Origin of the sequence: Exiguobacterium aestuarii (assembly GCF_020171655.1) — a bacterium.
GTDB lineage: Bacteria > Bacillota > Bacilli > Exiguobacteriales > Exiguobacteriaceae > Exiguobacterium > Exiguobacterium aestuarii_A.
Genome location: NZ_JAIVAC010000001.1, coordinates 652179 through 669435 on the forward strand (window position 1 = coordinate 652179; position 17257 = coordinate 669435).

A 17257-nucleotide genomic window follows, 5' to 3' on the forward strand; every position below is an offset into this window, starting at 1 on the left:
TCTCGTGAACAATTAAAAATCCCCTTGCACTGAAAGCGAATTCAAGCTAAAGTGATACAGTAGAATAGAGGTCAGACATCTGTACAAAGGGGTAATGAGTGTGGGTAACGTAAGTTTATTATTTGGTGGCGTCGCGCTATTTTTAAATAGTCTTGTCCTTCTCGGGAAGGTCGATATGAAGAGTGCCGGTGTATTCAGTTTGTTCACCGGAATCCTGCAAACATTTATCGCAACATGGTTACTGATTGGGGCAAGTCCTGAAGAGCAGTTCGGCCTCGCGAGCATTTACTTGTTTGCGTTCACATATTTATATGTCGGTGTGACGTTCATTTTGAATTTAGACGGACGTGGCGTCGGCTGGTTCTCGTTATTCGTGTCGATTGCAGCTGCTTTTTATGGGGTGATGGCAATCGCTGTAGCCGATCCAATGGGTGCATTGACATGGTTTTTCTGGTCACTATTATGGGGACTCTTCTTTTTCGGAATGGGACTTGGCAGACCGAATGAGGCCATCACAGCACGTGTCGCTCTCGTATTGTCATGGTTGACGCTGATTGTCCCGGCGATGGTTGGGATGGCCGGACTCATGAACGGATTGTATGACATGATTTGGTGGGCAGCGAGCGGGACAGCTATTCTTTACTTTATCGTCTCCGTCAAACGAACGAAACAGGCCGTAGAAGTAGCTTGAGTATATAGAAACACATATGAGGTCATCTGGTGAAGTATTATCGCATCGGATGACTTTTTTGTATAACATGAAATAATTTGGTATATACTACATTCAACAGAAAACGTTGTGTAGAAAGGGGACCGTGGATTGATTGCCTTAGAAGCATTGAAAAGTCGACTTGCAGACAATCAATTGAAAGTACAAAGGGAAGAAGGGGATGTGGACACGTTACGATTTTCCTTCAATCAGCCTGCAACAGAACTTGAAATCAAACGATTGCCAAAAAGAACACCCGAAGCCATGATTCACTTTTTGAACATGCATAATGGCGCACAGCTATTCGTCCATCCGACATATGGTGGAGGGATCCAACTGTTTAGTGTGGAAGAAATCAACGAGTATCGGGAAGTATGGGAATGTCCGGAGCAGTTCATCCCCGTCGGCGCTGGTATAGATGGAGAATGGATTGTTTGTGAGGTCGTCAACGAACATGAAAATTACATATGGGTCGGAGAATTTTTGACTTATGAAGATGACATTGAAAAACTTCCCATGGATTATACACGTTGGCTTGACTACTTAATTGTCGCGCAAGGTGCCCACTTTTGGGATTGGTTCAGAAGATAAGGTTAAATTAGTAGGTTGCTTATTTATCTTAGTTAGCACACTCTTCACGAGTGTGCTTTTTTCTCATCTATTTTGTGTCTAAAATGTGAAAAGTGGGAATGAGGAAGCTAAAGGAGGCGAAAGCAGATGAGTGATGGACTCGTGTTATTACTCGGATTACTTTTATGTGGTTGGATGCTGTTTGCCGTCGTATTTGATGATAGAATAAAAAGAAGAATTTGATGGCCCGTCTCATGAAGAGACGGGTTTTTAATTGAGGAGTGAGAATTATGAAAAAAACACCTGTCGTCGTCATCGTCGGACCAACTGCTGTTGGAAAAACAAAGACGGGTATTGAACTCGCGAAAGCGTTCGACGGCGAGATTGTCTCAGGTGACTCGGTTCAAGTATACCGGGGCATGGACATCGGTTCGGCAAAAGTAACGAAAGAAGAAGCCGAAGGAATCCCGCATCATTTGATTGATATTTGCGACCCAGATGATGCAATGAGTGTCGCAGCTTTTCAACAGTTGGCTCGTGCTGCCATTGATGATATTTATGCCCGTGGCAAACTACCGATTATTGTCGGAGGAACAGGTTTATACATTCGTTCGATTTTATATGACTATGAATTTGTGGAGCGACCTGTGGACGAGGCGTTGCGGGCTGACCTCGAACGGTTGGCAGAAGTTGAAGGACGTGAGGCGTTACATCAAAGGTTAGTTCAACTTGATCCCGAACGTGCGGCTACGATTCACCCGAATAACGTCCGTCGCGTCGTGCGAGCACTCGAAGTAGCGATGCAAGGCGATACGCAGACGACAGATAGCACGCCGTCCGAACATTATGATTACCGATTATTCGTCCTTCACGCTGAACGGGAACTTCTATATGACCGAATCAATCAACGGGTCGATGCGATGATGGAAGCAGGACTAGTTGAGGAAGTAGAGAGCTTGATGGCTAATGGATATCGAGATACTCAGGCGATGCGAGCCATCGGGTATAAGGAAATCATTCCGTATGTTGAGGGAGATATTTCGAAAGACCGTGCAACAGACTTGTTGAAACAGCATACGAGACAGTTCGCAAAGCGTCAGTTGACGTGGTTCCGTCATCAATTTGATGGAATTTGGGTGGATATGGGGCGAAAATCATTTGAACTATCATATAAATATATTTATGATGATGTAGAGGGGTTTTTTCGAAAATTCCGATTATTTTAAAGAGATAAAGACTAGGGGGAATCCAGCATGAAAGCGAGCTACAACATCCAAGACCATTTTTTGAATCAACTCCGAAAAGAAATGGTGCCAACGACCGTCTTTTTAGTGAGCGGGTTTCAAATTCGAGGTGTCATCAAATCATTTGATAACTTTACTGTCATCGTCGAATCGGAAGGTCGTCAACAATTGATCTATAAGCATGCGATCTCAACATTCTCACCGGCACGTAACGTCACGTTATACGAGCCAGATGCAGTCGAAGTAACAGAAGGATAAGCATAAGAAAAGGAGCGGCCCGGGGACCGCTCCTTTTCTTATGCTGTTTTTGACGTACCAGGCTGTTTGATCGCCTCTAGGACGCGCTGAACGGCGCAGCCACCGAGGAGCGAATCCATTTGGCCACAAATTTGTGTTGGCGTCGAACGGTGTAACAGTGTATATGTTCGTTTCCATGCCCGTTCTGCCGATTGAATCCGGACTAGAAGGTCGGCATGGCTCAGTTCTTTCAATTTATCAATGTTAAGACGGTTCGTACGTGTGAAAGCAGATAGGATGACCGCTTTCGCAAGTGGTGTTTGAAGTGGATAACCAGATAGCTCGAGAGCGGCCATGGCGCCTTTCATCTCGTGTTCGACGATTTTATCGAGTGACTCATCTTTTGTATATGGATTACCGGAAAGATGAGTGAGGGACTGTTCTAAGTCCTTCATCTCTATTGGACAACTAGATGCTTGTAGAATATGTTCGATGGATTGTTGCTCTTGTGCATAACGTGTCGCTTCCCCCGAGGCGATGAAACGCTCATACGTATCGATTAATGAAATCATTATCGTTTCCCCCTTTGTAGAACTATCTTTATCGTACCAATAATCGTAAGCGCTTTCAATATAATGAATGTGAAATCATGACCCTACTAGAAAGTATGTTCGCCTAATGTGTAGAAACGCGATACAATGTCAGAAGATACGAGGAGGGAATGTTCATGAATTATTATCAACAAATTGATTCGGTCACAGGTTTATCGACGAACCGTGAAAGATTTCAGATACCACATATTGAAAAATCGAAAGAGCGGTTAGATCAGTTGCCAGACGGGGCTCCTGTTCAGACGAAAGCGCTCGTTAGTACGGTAGAAGTGAGAGAAGGGAAAAGCGGGGCGAAATGGCTACAGTTAAGTGTCACGACGGCGAGCGGGATGATGCGTGCGAAGCATTGGCTACGTGGAAATGAGAGTGAACTACTTCCGATCTATGAATCGGGTGTCATCGAATTGTCCGGGAAAATCGATGTCTATCCGAAACCGGACGGTGCTAAGTCGATTACAATCGATCGTGTCCAACCGATTTCAAAAGATGAGGCGATTTCTTTACTCCCAGGGTTACCGGGTGATGAGACGATCGAACAGTTTGCAGATGAGTTGTTCAGTTTAATCGATACGTTATCACCGACCTATCAACAGATTGCCTACGGACTCCTCGATTTCGTCTGGGATGACTTTGTACTTTCACCTGCAGCTCTTTATCACCATCACAATTACGCAGGAGGATTGCTGAAGCATACCGCCTGCATGTTGCGTCTCGGATACCGGATTCAGGAGCAGGACGACTATTTGGCAATGGTGTTTCGTGTGATCAAAGAAGCCGAGCAGTTGCATAAAGTCGACCTTTGGAATACGATGAACGGTGTTAAAATCGAACAAGCCTATAAAGGTACGTTCGAATCATTATATGCGGCATGTGAAGCGATGGCAGAGCGGAAGGAACCACTCAATTGGGATGAGCTTGCGCTAGGAATCCTCTTCCATGACATCGGAAAAATATATGAATACAGTCACCTGTTATCGAGCCCGAACCGTTTTGAAAAACTGTCGCCAGTCGAAGGGACGAGTGAGACGACAGGGATCTCCATCAATCCGCTAGGAACGTTAATCGGGCATATGCCGTATGGTGGACTTCTATTCGAAGAAACGCTGCGTCGTGCAGACGTCCGTCTGCCGATTGATGTCCATCACCGTATTTGGCATATGATCTTATCGCATCATGGGAAACGTGAGTGGGGTTCGAGTGTATTACCGATGACGACAGAAGCGTGGATGCTTCACTTGATTGATTTATTAGACGCACGCTATGAGAAATGGGCTCGTGCTCATGAAGATTTGTAAGAAAAGGGTGGTACTATGATTCCCGTTCAGTTAGTGACCGGATTTTTAGGAGCAGGAAAGACGACGTATATGAACCGTCTACTCGCTGCGACAGATGAGAAGATTTGTTTGATTGTCAATGAACTCGGGGCGGTCAATATTGATGAACAGTTGATTGTAAAGATGGACCAGGAGCAAATCGAACTATCGAATGGCTGTATTTGTTGTTCGATTCAAAATGATTTGAGTAAGACATTTTATCAACTTGTGGCGAAAAAGGAGACGTTTGACCGAATCATCATCGAGACGACTGGTGTTGCCGACCCGGCCCCAATCATCCAGACGATTTATTATGATGAGTACTTACGTCAACATTTTAAGATGAACGCCATCTTGACTGTCGTCGATGCCAGTCAAATGAATCGTGACCTATTCAAAGAAGGCATTCATCAAATCGCGTATGCAGACATGATTTTATTAAACAAGACAGATTTAGTCTCGAGCGAGGAATTGAAACACGCTCGAGCACGGATCACTCAAATCAATCCGACCGTTCGTGTAGTGGAAACGGTCCAGACGGAAGGGGAATTTGACCTTCTTGAAAATACGTTCCAACTGTCGCGAGTCGATGAAGAACAATTGAGTCGTCTAACAGAAGCGACCGAATCTGTCTCTTCGCTTCGGGCCGTCACGTTGAATGCAAATCGTCCGCTCTCTCGTGAACGCGTGACGCGATATGTTCGTGAGGTATTGATGCATTATGAGGATTCAATCTATCGGATGAAGGCAATCGTTCGTCTAAAGGATGAGAATCGAAAATTTGTCATTCAAGCAACGAATCAACTCATGGGCGCGACGTTTGCGAACGAGGTACATGAAGGAAACCGTTCGGTATTCGTCTGGATTGGAAAAGAACTGGATGCCGATGCATTGGCACGAGGATTAAAAGCATGTGAGGTGGAGCAGGATGAAACTCATTCTCGTTGATGGATTTAACTTATTATCACGTTATTATTTTGCAACGGAGCGGAGAAGAGCACTCGACCCAGACGTGACGGTGAAAGGGTTGCTTCGAAAAGTCGATGCCTGGACGACGGACTTTTCACACATCGCTTTCTTTTGGGACGGGACGAGAGAAACGACGCATCGTTATGCCCTTTATCCTGAATATAAAGCGACGCGTAACGGACTCCCGGAACCGCTTTTCGAAGACTATGTCAAATTGAGAGCGGCCTTGGACGAGCGAGGGATTCTACAATCAGAATTGACCGGCTATGAGGCGGACGACTTGATGGGAGCTGTGGCGACAGCGTTCCCAGGAGAATCATATCTTTATTCCTCTGACCGTGACTTACTACAATTATTGTCACCAAACGTGTTTCAAATCATGCCGAAAAAAGGTGAAGAACAACTCGTCAATGAGAGTTCGTTTGAAGCGATGTATGGGGTGAAACCATATCAGTTTGTCGACGTGAAAGCATTACAAGGTGATTCTTCGGATAATATCCCTGGCGTTCGTGGCATCGGGCCAAAAACGGCAACCATCTTGATTCAACATTACGATACGGTCGAAACGCTCTACACGCACGTTCAAAATGCAACGCTCGAGGCACCACATCAGAAGTTTGCAAAAAAATTAGACGGGCATGAAGAGATTGCGCTCTTATCTAAACGTCTGTCACAAATTGATATCCATGCGCCTATTAATACGGACTGGGAGGCGTATCGATTTGGTTCACATTTATTTTGACGCAGCAACAAATCAGACAACCGAAGAGAACGGGCTTGGTGTCTGGATTAAGTCATCAGACGGTATGGTCTCGACGTTCAAGCGTCAAGCGCAAGGTTTGTCCAGTGTCCATGCAGAATTAGCGGCTTGTGCCTATGCACTTGAAATGGCGCATACGATGCAAGGAGAGACGTCATTCATGCTCTACTCCGATGCGGAAGTGATTGTTCGTGCGTTGGAGCAACGTTTCATGAAAGATTCCTCGGCCAAACCCCTCTTTCTCAAAGCGTTGATTGCGTATGATGATTTACCGAACGTCTTTATCAAATGGATTCCTCGTGCAGAAAATCGTGCAGATGTCATTGCACGTGAAGCATTAAACGGAACGAAGTAAGCGACTAAGATCATTCTTGGTCGCTTTTTGGATTGAGTCGTTTCTTTTTAGATGGTTTTTCGCTAAAATGAAAGCGTAGTCAACTATAGAGGGGGAATTTAGCATGAAGGATTATCGAATCGAACGGGACACGATGGGGGAAATTAAAGTCCCGGCTGATGCAAAATGGGGAGCACAAACGCAACGTAGTCTTGAGAACTTTAAAATCGGTGCAGAAAAGATGCCGCTTGAGATTATACGTGCCTTCGCAATCTTGAAAAAAGGGGCGGCTCTCGCCAACGCTGAACTTGGAGTACTGGAAGAAGAGAAAGCTGAAATCATTGCGGAAGTAGCCGATGAGATTTTAGAAGGAAAGTACGACGCTGAATTTCCACTCGTCGTCTGGCAAACGGGATCGGGTACCCAATCAAACATGAACGTCAACGAAGTGATCGCGAATATTGCGAATATCAAATTGCATGCGCGTGAGCAATCGATTTGGATTCATCCGAATGATGATGTCAACAAATCGCAGAGCTCGAATGACACGTATCCGACAGCGATGCACATTGCGGCCATCCTTTCCGTGCAAGATGACGTCTTGCCGGCAATCGATGCCCTTCACCAAACTCTTTCGCAAAAAGCGGAAGCATATATGGATATCGTCAAAATCGGACGCACACATCTTCAAGATGCGACACCGGTCACGCTCGGTCAGGAAATCAGCGGCTGGGTGCGGATGCTTGAACTCTCAAAACAAATGATTGAACGGACGATTGAACCATTGACAGAGCTTGCTCTCGGTGGAACAGCTGTCGGTACCGGAATCAACGCCCATCCTGAATTTGGGGAAGTCGTGGCGAAAAAGATTTCTGAAGAGACAGGTAAACCGTTTGTCACGGCCGTAAACAAATTCCACGCTCTTACGAGTCATGATCAACTCGTCTTTACACATGGTGCTTTAAAAGCGTTAGCGATGGATGCAATGAAGATTGCGAACGATGTGCGGTGGTTGGCATCGGGTCCACGTGCGGGAATCGGCGAAATTACGATTCCTGAAAATGAGCCAGGAAGTTCAATCATGCCAGGGAAAGTCAATCCGACACAAAGTGAAGCGCTCACGATGGTTGCCGCCCAAGTTCTTGGTAACGACGCGACGATTGGTTTCGGGGCAAGCCAAGGGAACTTTGAACTGAACGTCTTCAAACCGGTCATCATGTATAACTTCTTACAGACTTGTCGTCTCTTGACGGACAGCCTACATTCATTCAACGATCATTGTGCAATCGGGATCGAGCCGAATCATGATGTGATTTCTCGTAACGTGGAACAGTCGCTCATGCTCGTCACAGCACTCAACCCACATATCGGATATGAAAATGCTGCGAAAATTGCGAAACTGGCACACAAAAACGGTACTTCTTTAAAAGAGGCGGCATTGGAAACAGGATTATTGACAGAAGAGCAATTTGATCAATGGATTCGTCCTGAAGAGATGACATCACCGAACCTAAAAGTGAAAAAATAACACAAAGCGGTCGCAAGACCGCTTTTTATATGTCTATTTTAGGACGTAAGCACTAGGGATATGTAAAACAATAGAAAATAAATAAGGAAATAGTTGTATTTTATCTGTAGAAGTCGCATAATCGATACATAAGAGAATTCGGGGAGTACGAACATAGGGGGGACGAAGATGGAGCAAGGTCAACTCACTGAGCGTATACATATGATTTTAAAAAAAATATCAGAGTCTAGACAAATTCCTAAATCCGATATCGAGTTTCTACTTGATTGGGTGAAGAAAGAGGTTAGACAGCGACGCTTTATGCATCTGTTAGAAATATTTAGTCGTGTCGAGTCTGATGCGAAGGAGTTGCCGAACGTCCTCACGCAAGCAGAAGCACTGACCTTGATCTCTCCTGTGAAACGTTACATTCACACGGTTTTAGGAATCGAACAAGAAGACGAGGACCTCGTTCTAATCTTATCTGCGAGTTTTTCGACGTTTAGTCGCTATAAGTCGCGTGTTGAGAAGCTCGGTGCGCGTCCTGTATTTTTACAAACACTTGAAGAAGCAGTCGAGTATGACTATGAGGACGTCCCAAAAGCTATCATCATGGACGTCGAACTGTGGCCACAGTTTAAAGAGCGTGACATCCAATCGTTTGTGAGCAAGATGAGGAAATTATATGTCCCGCTCATCGTCATTGGAACAAATGAGCATTATCGTCTCGCCGCCTATTCCTATGGATTCGATGACTATTGGGAATCATGGGTACCAATGGAGGAACGGTTAGTCCGTCTTGGTCTACATATTGAAAAGTCTCGATTAGTTTCAAAGGCATTACTTGTCGATGAACTGACGGGTGCGTTTAATCGGAAGTATTTAAAAGCGACATTTACGCGCTTCATCTCAAGGTTAGAACGTTCAGGCGAGAGCTTTGCTGTTGCGCTACTCGATATCGACCATTTCAAACAGCTGAATGACACGTTCGGTCACTCTTATGGGGATGACGTGCTCCATCGTGTTTCCGAAGAAATCCGACACGCGATTCGCTCGAGTGATGAACTCATCCGTTATGGAGGAGAAGAGTTTTTGATTCTCTTGAACGTATCGGACCGAGCAATCGTCGAATCGGTTTTAGAGCGCGTCCGTACCCGGATTGAAGAGATGGAGTTCCCATACGAGCATCAAGTGACCGTATCCATTGGATATACCCGTGTCTGTCAGACAGGATATACGCTTGGAGAATGGTGTGCCTATGCGGATGAGGCGCTTTATAAGGCAAAACGGGATGGCCGAAATCGTGTCGTCCGCTATTCGTCTGCGGTTCGTGAAGAAAAGCGCATTGCTTACGTGACGATGTCAGAGAGTGCGTACACATCGCTCGCAAATCGTCTGCCGAAAGAGCACCGCCGTTATGAAGTTGTCTATCGTCCGTATGAAGCATATTCTTGTAATGACAACATTGAGATGTTCGTCTTAGACGATACCCGTGCCCTTGAAGCGAGAGGGACGCTCTCTGCTGTGAAAGAACAGCGCGGTAAATATAGTCACATCCTCGCGGTCTCAAAGCGTACTGCCTCCGAACTTGAAGCGATTTATGATGACTATGCAGATGACGGTCATGATGAAGTGATTACGAAGAAGATTGAACAGTGGTTAGAAAAACTGCCGGACTAAAAAGCAGACATCGACGATTAATCGATGTCTGCTTTGTCGTATTGTATGAACGAAAAGGCATAGGCATGCTTTTCGTCTTGCGGGTGATTTGATTGATCCATGACTTTCCATGAACCAATCCGTTCTGGATAAAACGTATCAGCTTCAAACGTCGATTCGACTTCTGTGGCATAGATTCGGCTCGTCACCGACATGGTCTGTTCATATAGCGTCGCGCCGCCAATGACAAACCATTCATCGTTTTGACTTTCCTCGACGAGACGTTCTAAATCATGCCACACTTCGACACGTTCAGCTGAAAACGAAGGATCGGACGTCACGACGATATTCCGTCGGTTCGGTAATGCTTTTCCAATCGATTCGAACGTTTTTCTTCCCATGATGACGGTACCCCCAGACGTGACAGATTTGAAGTGTTTCAAATCATCCGGCAATCGCCACAATAAATCATTGTCTTTCCCGATTTCCCGATTGAGTCCATACGCGACGACATGCGAAATCATACGCTCACTTCTCCTTTAATATGTGGATGCGGGTCATATCCGAGAATCTCAAAGTCCTCAAAACGGAATGATTCAATTGAAGGTACTTCACGGAGAATCTTAAGTTGTGGTAACGGACGCGTGTCACGTGACAGTTGAAGCTCCACTTGTTCGAGATGGTTATGATAAATATGAGCATCTCCAAGGGTGTGGACGAAATCGCCAACTTCTAGGCCGGTTACATGAGCGACCATATGTGTCAAAAGTGCATACGATGCGATGTTGAATGGAACACCTAAGAATGTGTCGGCGCTTCGTTGATATAACTGGCAAGAGAGCTTCCCATCAGCGACATAGAATTGGAAAAGTAAATGACACGGCGGAAGGGCCATCTCATCGAGCTGCCCAGGATTCCATGCGGAGACGATCAACCGTCTTGAATCAGGATTCGTTTTGATTTGTTCAATCACTTGAGCCAGTTGATCGACGGACGATCCGTCTGGACGTGGGAATGAGCGCCACTGTGAGCCGTACACCGGGCCGAGGTTTCCTTCTTCATCTGCCCATTCGTTCCAAATCCGCACTCCATTCTCTTGTAGATAACGAATGTTCGTCTCACCCGAGATGAACCAAAGAAGTTCATGGATAATCGAACGAGTATGTAACTTTTTCGTCGTGATGAGGGGGAAGCCTTCTTGTAAATTGAATCGCATTTGATAGCCGAAAACGCTGGTCGTCCCTGTGCCGGTACGGTCTTCTTTCACTACTCCGTTTTCGAGGATGTGTCGACATAAATCATGATATTGCTTCATAAGGTGATGAACCTCCTTCTCAATCTCCATTGACTAAAGGTATCATAACATAACACAAGATATAGTATCTAGGAGCGTATTCCATCCATATCCTGAAAAAACAACCTTGATTCTTCGTTTTCGCGAACCTCTGTTTCGGGTATAATGGGGAATGAACAAAAGGAGGGGTTTGATGAAACTACAAGGAAAGAAAGTCCTTCAACTTGTCAGTAATGACTTCGAGGATTTAGAACTTTGGTATCCTGTACACCGTCTTCGTGAAGAAGGTGCGCATGTCATTTTAGCCGGGGAAAAGGCAGACCATGCCTACATTGGGAAGTATGGTGTGCCAGCGAAGTCGGACGTATCATTCGATGATGTGGATATCACATCGTTTGATGCGATTCTCGTACCGGGTGGGTGGTCACCTGACTTGTTGCGTCGTTTTGATTCGGTGAAAGGCTTCGTCCGTTATATGGATGAACAAAAACGACCAATCGGCCAAATTTGCCATGCTGGATGGGTCTTAATTTCAGCGAATATTTTGGACGGGGTGAACGTCACGAGTACACCAGGAATCAAGGACGACATGGAAAATGCAGGTGCCATTTGGCATGACGAACCTGTTGTCGTCGATGGACATATCGTCTCAAGTCGTCGACCACCCGATCTACCAGACTACATGCGTGCGTTTATCGACGTGTTCGCAAAACAGTAATTGAACCATAAAGGAGCTATACAACGTTGAACTTAAAATCGAATCCACTACTTCGTAAATCAATGCAGTCTACAGCTTACAGTGCTGAGCCGATGACGAAAGCAGGAACATGGTCAAAAGTGTTTACCTTGCTTCTTCTCGTCACAGCGGCAGCCGGAACGACGTGGCTCGTCGTTCCTACAATCGGGGAAGGGCTCTTATTCCCGCTCATGATCGGGTCACTCATCCTCGGTTTCATCTTTGCGTTACTTATCACGTTCAAGCCGAATACGGCACCAGTCGTTGCACCGCTATACGGAATTGTCGAGGGTGTCTTCGTCGGTTCAATTTCATACTTCTTTGAAGCGATGGTCCCTGGTATTGTCGGCCGTGCTGTCATGACAACATTCGTCGTTGCTTTTGCGATGTGGTTTGTCTATACGACGGGCCTCGTTAAAGTGACACAAAAGTTTAGAGCTGGAGTCATGGCAGCCATGTTTACGGTCATGTTATTGTACCTTGTCCAACTCGTCATGAGCCTATTCGGTTCAGGATTGGCATTTATGACAGGTTCAAGCCCACTTGCCATCGGCGTACAGTTTGTCATTGTCATCGTCGCTTCGCTCGCACTCGTCTTAGACTTCGATTTCATCGCACGTCAAGTCGAAGAGCGGGCACCAAAACAATTAGAATGGGTGGCCGCGTTTGGTTTAATCGTCACGCTCGTCTGGTTGTATATTGAATTGCTAGACTTACTGTATCGTCTAGCGATGAGAGAATAACAATCAATCATCGATCCATTGGGTCGATGATTTTTTCACGAAAGGATGTGTTCATCTGTCTGAAAAGGCAGGTACATGATGAAGAAAATTGTGATTATTGGGTCGGGCATCGTTGGTGTCTCCACAGCCTATCATTTAGCAGGAAAAGCTGACGTGACGGTCATCGACCGTAAGGAAGAAGGACGGGCGACAGATGCGGCAGCGGGAATTGTTTGTCCTTGGATTGCGCAGCGGCGTAATAAAGCTTGGTACGCACTCGCTAAAGGTGGTGCACACTATTATCCGCATGTCGTGAAAGAGTTGGAAACTGAAGGGGAGACAGACACCGGATACAAACGTGTCGGGACACTTGCACTCCATGAAGAGTCTAAACTTGATCAAATGATGGAGCGGACGATGATTCGCCGCGAAGAAGCACCAGAAATCGGTGACTTAGAACGATTGACAGCAGAAGAGGCACAACGTCTTTTCCCTCCACTATCAGATGAATATGATGCGCTTCTAGTCAAAGGTGGCGCACGTGTGGATGGTGGGAAATTCCGTGCAGCACTTGAACGAGTCGCTATGAAACGTGGTGTGAAATTTGTATACGGTTCGGCACGGTTGACCGATGGGGACGCGATTGGCGTCGAGTGTGACGGAGTTCGATATGAAGCGGATGAAATCATCCTTGCGACTGGGGCGTGGCTTCCGGAGCTGTTACAGCCTCTCGGATATACGGTGCGCGTCGACGGAGAAAAGGCGCAACTCGTTCACGTCCAGTTAAAAGATACCGATGCCTCGAATTGGCCGGTTGTCATGCCGCCAAGGCGACGTTATCTACTTGGATTTGAAGACGGGAAGGTCGTGATCGGCTCGACCCATGAGAAAGGTAAAGCGTTCGATGTTCGACCGACGGCGATTGGTGTCCACGAAGTGCTGACGAAAGGGCTTGAATCAGCACCAGGACTTTCGGAAGCAGAACTCATCGAGACGAAAGTCGGTTTCCGTCCGGTCACACCGAACTCGATTCCTGTACTCGGGAGAGTACCGGGGGCGAATCAATTGCTTGTGGCGAACGGACTAGGGTCATCCGGTTTGACGGTCGGTCCGTTCATCGGAAAAGTGTTAAGTGAACTCGTGCTGACGGGTGAATGTGAAGTGGACCTTTCACTCTATCCGATTGAAGACTTTATATTCAAAGCATAAGAAAAGGTGGCTGTCTCTTTATAGACAGTCACCTTTTTAGCGTTTAATGACCCCGTTCAAAAAGAAATGAAAATAGTCTTCCATCCTCTCTTTCATGTCCCCGATTGAAAAATGCGGGTCGGACAGGATGGCCTCTTGCATCAATTGAACGTACCGTAAGTAGGAAGTGGTCGATAATGTGGCATCAATAGTGCCTTTTTGTTTTCCGTATTCGATTAAACGGGCGAAAGATGCATAACCACGAGACGCCAACTGCTCCCAGTTCGGATCTTGTTGAATCATCGTAGTGATGGTCTCATCAAAAAGAACAGCCGTTTTGATTTTTCGTTTCAAAATATCGACGAGTAACGTCTCAAACGGAGCGTTCGACTCAATTTGTTCATCAATCCAACTCATTTGTTCTTCCGTCATCTGCTGCAACACTTCAATGATGACTTGTTCTTTCGAGCCGAAGTAATTGTAGATTGAGACGGGAGAGACATGAGCTTGCTTCGCGAGTTCACTTACGGTAAACCGAGATTGTTTTTCTGTCATCAAGTCATATGCGGCACGTAAGATGGCCTGTCTTTTTTCCTCGGTGCGTTTTGCGAATCCATCCATAGGTCGGAGCGCTCCTTTCTGTAGTTTTGTAATAAATATACCATTTCCATTTCAAAAAAGAACGTGATATACTAGTTTTGTAATCATATTAATCTCATATTTCAAAAAAAGGAGGGTTTGTGATGATTCGGATTGAACGATTGACAAAACGATTCGATGCAACCCACGGTATTTTTGATGTGACACTCGATGTTTTACCCGGTACGATTTTTGGATTCATCGGACCGAACGGTGCTGGGAAATCGACGACGATTCGTCATCTAATGGGTCTGTTGAAACCGAGCGAAGGGAAGGCGACCATTAACGGGTTTGACTGCTGGAGCGAAACCGAGCAGGTCAAACGAAATGTCGGTTATTTGCCTGGAGAAATCAATTATCCACAACATATGACCGGAGAAGAAATCATTCGGTTGACACGGCATTTGCATAAAACGGATCCTGCACGAGAGCGACGACTTCGGGAGCGATTCGCGTTCGATGAGTCGACGAAAGTTCGGAAGATGTCTAAAGGGATGAAACAAAAGCTCGCCATCATCACGTGCTTCATGAAAGAGGCACCCGTCTATATTCTGGATGAGCCTACGAGCGGACTCGATCCGCTCATGCAGGAACGTCTGATTGATTGGCTAATCGAAGAAAAAGAAGCAGGTAAGGCGATTCTGATGAGCTCTCACCATTTTCCTGAGATGGAGCGGACGTGTGATCGAGCCGCATTGATTAAAGACGGGCGCATCATTATTGAGGAAGATATGGAAGAGCTTAGACAGCACAGTGTGAAACGATATCAGATTGAGTTTTCTTCTGAGGCAGAGGCAATCCGATTCACCGAAACGACTGGAACGCGAGATGGAATACACGTAGAAGTCGCCATCACGTCGCCAGAAGACTTGAACAACTTGATTCGAACGCTTGCCGACTATGAGATTCGTTCATTGGAGAGTGGCGCTGACGAACTCGAACACTTGTTTATGCAGTATTACGGGGAGGCGACATAAATGTTAATACGCTCAATGTTTAAACAGAATCGCAGTTGGATTCTAGGTTATTCGGTCGGGACAAGCGTCTATCTCTTCTTTTTGGCCGCTATATTCCCATCCATTCAGGAAACGGGACTGATTGAGGCGAAATTAGAGTCACTTCCACCTGAGTTACTCGAAGTGTTTCAAATTGATGCGACGATGGCGATGGATAATCTGCTCAATTTATTGTCGAGTAACTACTATGGATTGATTTTTTATGTACTTGCCGTGTTGTTTGCGTTGACGTTCGCCTCGAAACTTCTTGCCAAACCGGTCGATTCAAGTGAAATCATGCTGTATATGGCAGCTCCGATTTCTCGTGTCACATATGTATGGTCTACGTTCATCATCCTAGTCATTGCAGTTGGCTTGTTTGTCGGGTTGAATGGCTTCAGTCTCATGGCGGCAGATGTATTATTCGATTTACAAATCGACTATGCGGTTTTATGGATGCTTCAATTGAACGGAGCGCTCATGCTTCTCGTATTAGGGGTCGTTGCCTATATGCTGGCCAGTCTGTTTGATGACAGTAGTAAATCTTATATGGTGACTGGCGGAATCTTCACGTTCTTCTTGATGGTGAATATTATCAACGGAGTAAGCGAGCAGTTCGAATGGTTAGGGAACATCTCTTTCTTTTCTCTCTTCGATGCTCCGGCCATCATGCGTGAAGAGTTCGGTGGTGTTCACTTTATTTGGTTAATCGGCTTGTTAATCGTGTTTTCAGCACTCTCATTCTTCCGCTTTACCCGAAAAGATTTAACGATTTAGTTTTCCGAAATAAATTGTCGGGTATGATACAATCAGCTCGTTAGAAAGAAAAGGGGATGAATGAAATGTTATATGCTACATTACGAAACAAAGTAGAGATTCCGATGATTGGGTTTGGGGTATGGCAAGTCGACAATGAGACAGAGGCACCAGCTGCTGTCGTCGAGGCACTCAAAACTGGCTATCGCCATATCGACACGGCTGCGATTTATAAAAATGAAGAAGGCGTCGCAAAAGGGATTAAAATCTCTGGAATCAACCGTTCAGACCTATTCATCACATCGAAAATTTGGAATGATGATATTCGTGAAGGGAAGACGAAAGAAGCGTTTGAAGACTCATTAAAACGCCTCGAGACAGACTATTTAGACCTTTGTCTGCTTCACTGGCCTGTTGATGGTTTCGTCGATGCTTGGAAGGACCTGATTGAACTATACGAAGCTGGAAAGATTAAAGCAATCGGTGTTTCCAACTTCAAAGAACATCATCTTGAGACGTTAAAAGAAGAAGGACTGATGGCACCACTCATCAACCAAGTAGAACTTCATCCACAGCTTCCACAACCGGATTTGTTGGACTATTGCCAGGATGAAGGCATTCAAATTGAGGCGTGGAGTCCACTTATGCAAGGGAAGTTCTTAGAGATCGATGCCTTCTCGGAGATTGCGGAGAAGCATGGAAAAACGCCTGCACAAGTTGTGCTTCGTTGGCACCTCGAGTCAGGTCATGTCGCATTGCCGAAGTCGGTGACACCGCACCGAATTCGTGAAAACTTCGACGTATTCGATTTTTCACTCGACGCGGACGATTTGGCAAAAATCGACCAGGTGGCGACAGGTGAACGTCTTGGACCAGATCCGGACGAAATCGACTTTTAATGACTTGGGGCTCGCATTTGCGAGCCCCTTTCTAAGTGTAGAGTCACATGGATGCGGGTAATGATTATTATGTTGCTAAAAGGAGGTGTTTGATCTTCATTCAGAAGATCGTGCT

Annotated in this window: 20 protein-coding genes; 16 read left to right on the forward strand and 4 right to left on the reverse strand. The window is 45.7% G+C overall.

Translation table 11 applies throughout. The features are described from left to right. The first annotated feature begins 94 nt into the window (after positions 1–94). From LCM29_RS03380 to hfq, 4 genes are all read left to right on the forward strand, one after another. Complete coding sequence (locus tag LCM29_RS03380) at positions 95–691, forward strand: AmiS/UreI family transporter (protein WP_224860833.1); 597 nt, start codon at positions 95–97, stop codon at positions 689–691. A gap of 129 nt (positions 692–820) precedes the next feature. After that, positions 821–1300: an SMI1/KNR4 family protein gene (locus LCM29_RS03385; RefSeq protein WP_224860834.1), complete on the forward strand. Its 480-nt coding sequence runs from the start codon at positions 821–823 to the stop codon at positions 1298–1300. A gap of 269 nt (positions 1301–1569) precedes the next feature. Beyond that, on the forward strand, positions 1570–2505 hold the full coding sequence (miaA, locus tag LCM29_RS03390) for a tRNA (adenosine(37)-N6)-dimethylallyltransferase MiaA (protein ID WP_224860835.1): 936 nt from the start codon (positions 1570–1572) through the stop codon (positions 2503–2505). Positions 2506–2532: 27 nt separating this feature from the next. Next, positions 2533–2781 carry an RNA chaperone Hfq gene (hfq, locus tag LCM29_RS03395; protein WP_012726185.1) on the forward strand — a complete coding sequence of 83 codons (249 nt, stop codon included), beginning with the start codon at positions 2533–2535 and terminating at the stop codon, positions 2779–2781. A 38-nt stretch (positions 2782–2819) separates the two neighbouring features. Here the strand turns inward: hfq and LCM29_RS03400 are convergent, their stop codons facing one another. After that, entirely contained in the window at positions 2820–3332 is a 513-nt protein-coding gene (locus LCM29_RS03400) for a hypothetical protein (RefSeq protein WP_224860837.1), read from the reverse strand. 155 nt (positions 3333–3487) lie between these two features. On the opposite strand from LCM29_RS03400, the gene LCM29_RS03405 reads away from it, so the two are divergent. The 6 genes from LCM29_RS03405 (at position 3488) to LCM29_RS03430 (ending at position 9934) form a co-directional block, all read left to right on the forward strand. Beyond that, entirely contained in the window at positions 3488–4666 is a 1179-nt protein-coding gene (locus LCM29_RS03405) for an HD domain-containing protein (protein WP_224860839.1), read from the forward strand. A 15-nt stretch (positions 4667–4681) separates the two neighbouring features. Further along, on the forward strand, positions 4682–5632 hold the full coding sequence (locus tag LCM29_RS03410) for a CobW family GTP-binding protein (RefSeq protein ID WP_224860841.1): 951 nt from the start codon (positions 4682–4684) through the stop codon (positions 5630–5632). Then, positions 5613–6395 (forward strand): 5'-3' exonuclease, encoded by a 783-nt coding sequence (locus LCM29_RS03415; RefSeq protein ID WP_214692097.1) that lies wholly within the window; start codon positions 5613–5615, stop codon positions 6393–6395. The genes LCM29_RS03410 and LCM29_RS03415 overlap by 20 nt, the downstream gene beginning before the upstream one ends. Then, a complete protein-coding gene (locus LCM29_RS03420) occupies positions 6376–6768 on the forward strand; it encodes a reverse transcriptase-like protein (RefSeq protein WP_224860843.1) in 393 nt (130 codons plus the stop codon). Before LCM29_RS03415 ends, LCM29_RS03420 begins: the two co-directional genes overlap by 20 nt. A 103-nt stretch (positions 6769–6871) precedes the next feature. Then, positions 6872–8275 (forward strand): class II fumarate hydratase, encoded by a 1404-nt coding sequence (fumC, locus tag LCM29_RS03425; RefSeq protein WP_214761861.1) that lies wholly within the window; start codon positions 6872–6874, stop codon positions 8273–8275. A gap of 168 nt (positions 8276–8443) precedes the next feature. After that, on the forward strand, positions 8444–9934 hold the full coding sequence (locus LCM29_RS03430; RefSeq protein ID WP_224860845.1) for a GGDEF domain-containing protein: 1491 nt from the start codon (positions 8444–8446) through the stop codon (positions 9932–9934). A 17-nt stretch (positions 9935–9951) separates the two neighbouring features. Here LCM29_RS03430 and LCM29_RS03435 read toward each other — a convergent pair whose 3' ends face one another. Both LCM29_RS03435 and LCM29_RS03440 read right to left on the reverse strand, forming a co-directional pair. Further along, positions 9952–10437 (reverse strand): dihydrofolate reductase, encoded by a 486-nt coding sequence (locus LCM29_RS03435; RefSeq protein WP_224860847.1) that lies wholly within the window; start codon positions 10435–10437, stop codon positions 9952–9954. Next, positions 10434–11228 (reverse strand): thymidylate synthase, encoded by a 795-nt coding sequence (locus tag LCM29_RS03440; RefSeq protein ID WP_224860849.1) that lies wholly within the window; start codon positions 11226–11228, stop codon positions 10434–10436. The genes LCM29_RS03435 and LCM29_RS03440 overlap by 4 nt, the downstream gene beginning before the upstream one ends. A gap of 172 nt (positions 11229–11400) precedes the next feature. Here LCM29_RS03440 and LCM29_RS03445 point away from each other — a divergent pair, with 172 nt between their 5' ends. The 3 genes from LCM29_RS03445 to LCM29_RS03455 all read left to right on the forward strand — a co-directional run bounded on the left by LCM29_RS03445 (position 11401) and on the right by LCM29_RS03455 (position 13874). After that, entirely contained in the window at positions 11401–11925 is a 525-nt protein-coding gene (locus tag LCM29_RS03445; RefSeq protein WP_026826070.1) for a type 1 glutamine amidotransferase domain-containing protein, read from the forward strand. Between the two features lie 26 nt (positions 11926–11951). Then, a complete protein-coding gene (locus LCM29_RS03450; RefSeq protein ID WP_214692109.1) occupies positions 11952–12686 on the forward strand; it encodes a Bax inhibitor-1/YccA family membrane protein in 735 nt (244 codons plus the stop codon). Positions 12687–12761: 75 nt separating this feature from the next. Then, positions 12762–13874, forward strand: a complete 1113-nt coding sequence (locus tag LCM29_RS03455) for an FAD-dependent oxidoreductase (protein WP_318247814.1) — start codon at positions 12762–12764, stop codon at positions 13872–13874. A gap of 36 nt (positions 13875–13910) precedes the next feature. Here LCM29_RS03455 and LCM29_RS03460 read toward each other — a convergent pair whose 3' ends face one another. Beyond that, positions 13911–14474, reverse strand: a complete 564-nt coding sequence (locus LCM29_RS03460; protein ID WP_224860851.1) for a TetR/AcrR family transcriptional regulator — start codon at positions 14472–14474, stop codon at positions 13911–13913. Between the two features lie 122 nt (positions 14475–14596). Between LCM29_RS03460 and LCM29_RS03465 the strand changes: the two genes are divergently transcribed. From LCM29_RS03465 to LCM29_RS03475, 3 genes are all read left to right on the forward strand, one after another. Beyond that, positions 14597–15469, forward strand: coding sequence for an ABC transporter ATP-binding protein (locus LCM29_RS03465; protein WP_224860853.1), 873 nt, complete (start codon positions 14597–14599; stop codon positions 15467–15469). Continuing rightward, a complete protein-coding gene (locus LCM29_RS03470) occupies positions 15470–16264 on the forward strand; it encodes an ABC transporter permease subunit (RefSeq protein ID WP_224860855.1) in 795 nt (264 codons plus the stop codon). A gap of 65 nt (positions 16265–16329) precedes the next feature. After that, positions 16330–17142: an aldo/keto reductase gene (locus LCM29_RS03475; RefSeq protein WP_224860858.1), complete on the forward strand. Its 813-nt coding sequence runs from the start codon at positions 16330–16332 to the stop codon at positions 17140–17142. The last annotated feature ends 115 nt before the right edge of the window (positions 17143–17257 follow it).

Bases quoted from the DNA above. Each gene is read 5' to 3' on its own strand.
- LCM29_RS03380 (WP_224860833.1), top strand. From the start codon at position 95: ATGAGTGTGGGTAACGTAAGTTTATTATTTGGTGGCGTCGCGCTATTT.
- miaA (WP_224860835.1), top strand. From the start codon at position 1,570: ATGAAAAAAACACCTGTCGTCGTCATCGTCGGACCAACTGCTGTTGGA.
- hfq (WP_012726185.1), top strand. From the start codon at position 2,533: ATGAAAGCGAGCTACAACATCCAAGACCATTTTTTGAATCAACTCCGA.
- LCM29_RS03400 (WP_224860837.1), bottom strand. From the start codon at position 3,332: ATGATTTCATTAATCGATACGTATGAGCGTTTCATCGCCTCGGGGGAA.
- LCM29_RS03405 (WP_224860839.1), top strand. From the start codon at position 3,488: ATGAATTATTATCAACAAATTGATTCGGTCACAGGTTTATCGACGAAC.
- LCM29_RS03410 (WP_224860841.1), top strand. From the start codon at position 4,682: ATGATTCCCGTTCAGTTAGTGACCGGATTTTTAGGAGCAGGAAAGACG.
- LCM29_RS03415 (WP_214692097.1), top strand. From the start codon at position 5,613: ATGAAACTCATTCTCGTTGATGGATTTAACTTATTATCACGTTATTAT.
- fumC (WP_214761861.1), top strand. From the start codon at position 6,872: ATGAAGGATTATCGAATCGAACGGGACACGATGGGGGAAATTAAAGTC.
- LCM29_RS03430 (WP_224860845.1), top strand. From the start codon at position 8,444: ATGGAGCAAGGTCAACTCACTGAGCGTATACATATGATTTTAAAAAAA.
- LCM29_RS03435 (WP_224860847.1), bottom strand. From the start codon at position 10,437: ATGATTTCGCATGTCGTCGCGTATGGACTCAATCGGGAAATCGGGAAA.
- LCM29_RS03440 (WP_224860849.1), bottom strand. From the start codon at position 11,228: ATGAAGCAATATCATGATTTATGTCGACACATCCTCGAAAACGGAGTA.
- LCM29_RS03445 (WP_026826070.1), top strand. From the start codon at position 11,401: ATGAAACTACAAGGAAAGAAAGTCCTTCAACTTGTCAGTAATGACTTC.
- LCM29_RS03455 (WP_318247814.1), top strand. From the start codon at position 12,762: ATGATGAAGAAAATTGTGATTATTGGGTCGGGCATCGTTGGTGTCTCC.
- LCM29_RS03460 (WP_224860851.1), bottom strand. From the start codon at position 14,474: ATGGATGGATTCGCAAAACGCACCGAGGAAAAAAGACAGGCCATCTTA.
- LCM29_RS03465 (WP_224860853.1), top strand. From the start codon at position 14,597: ATGATTCGGATTGAACGATTGACAAAACGATTCGATGCAACCCACGGT.
- LCM29_RS03470 (WP_224860855.1), top strand. From the start codon at position 15,470: ATGTTAATACGCTCAATGTTTAAACAGAATCGCAGTTGGATTCTAGGT.
- LCM29_RS03475 (WP_224860858.1), top strand. From the start codon at position 16,330: ATGTTATATGCTACATTACGAAACAAAGTAGAGATTCCGATGATTGGG.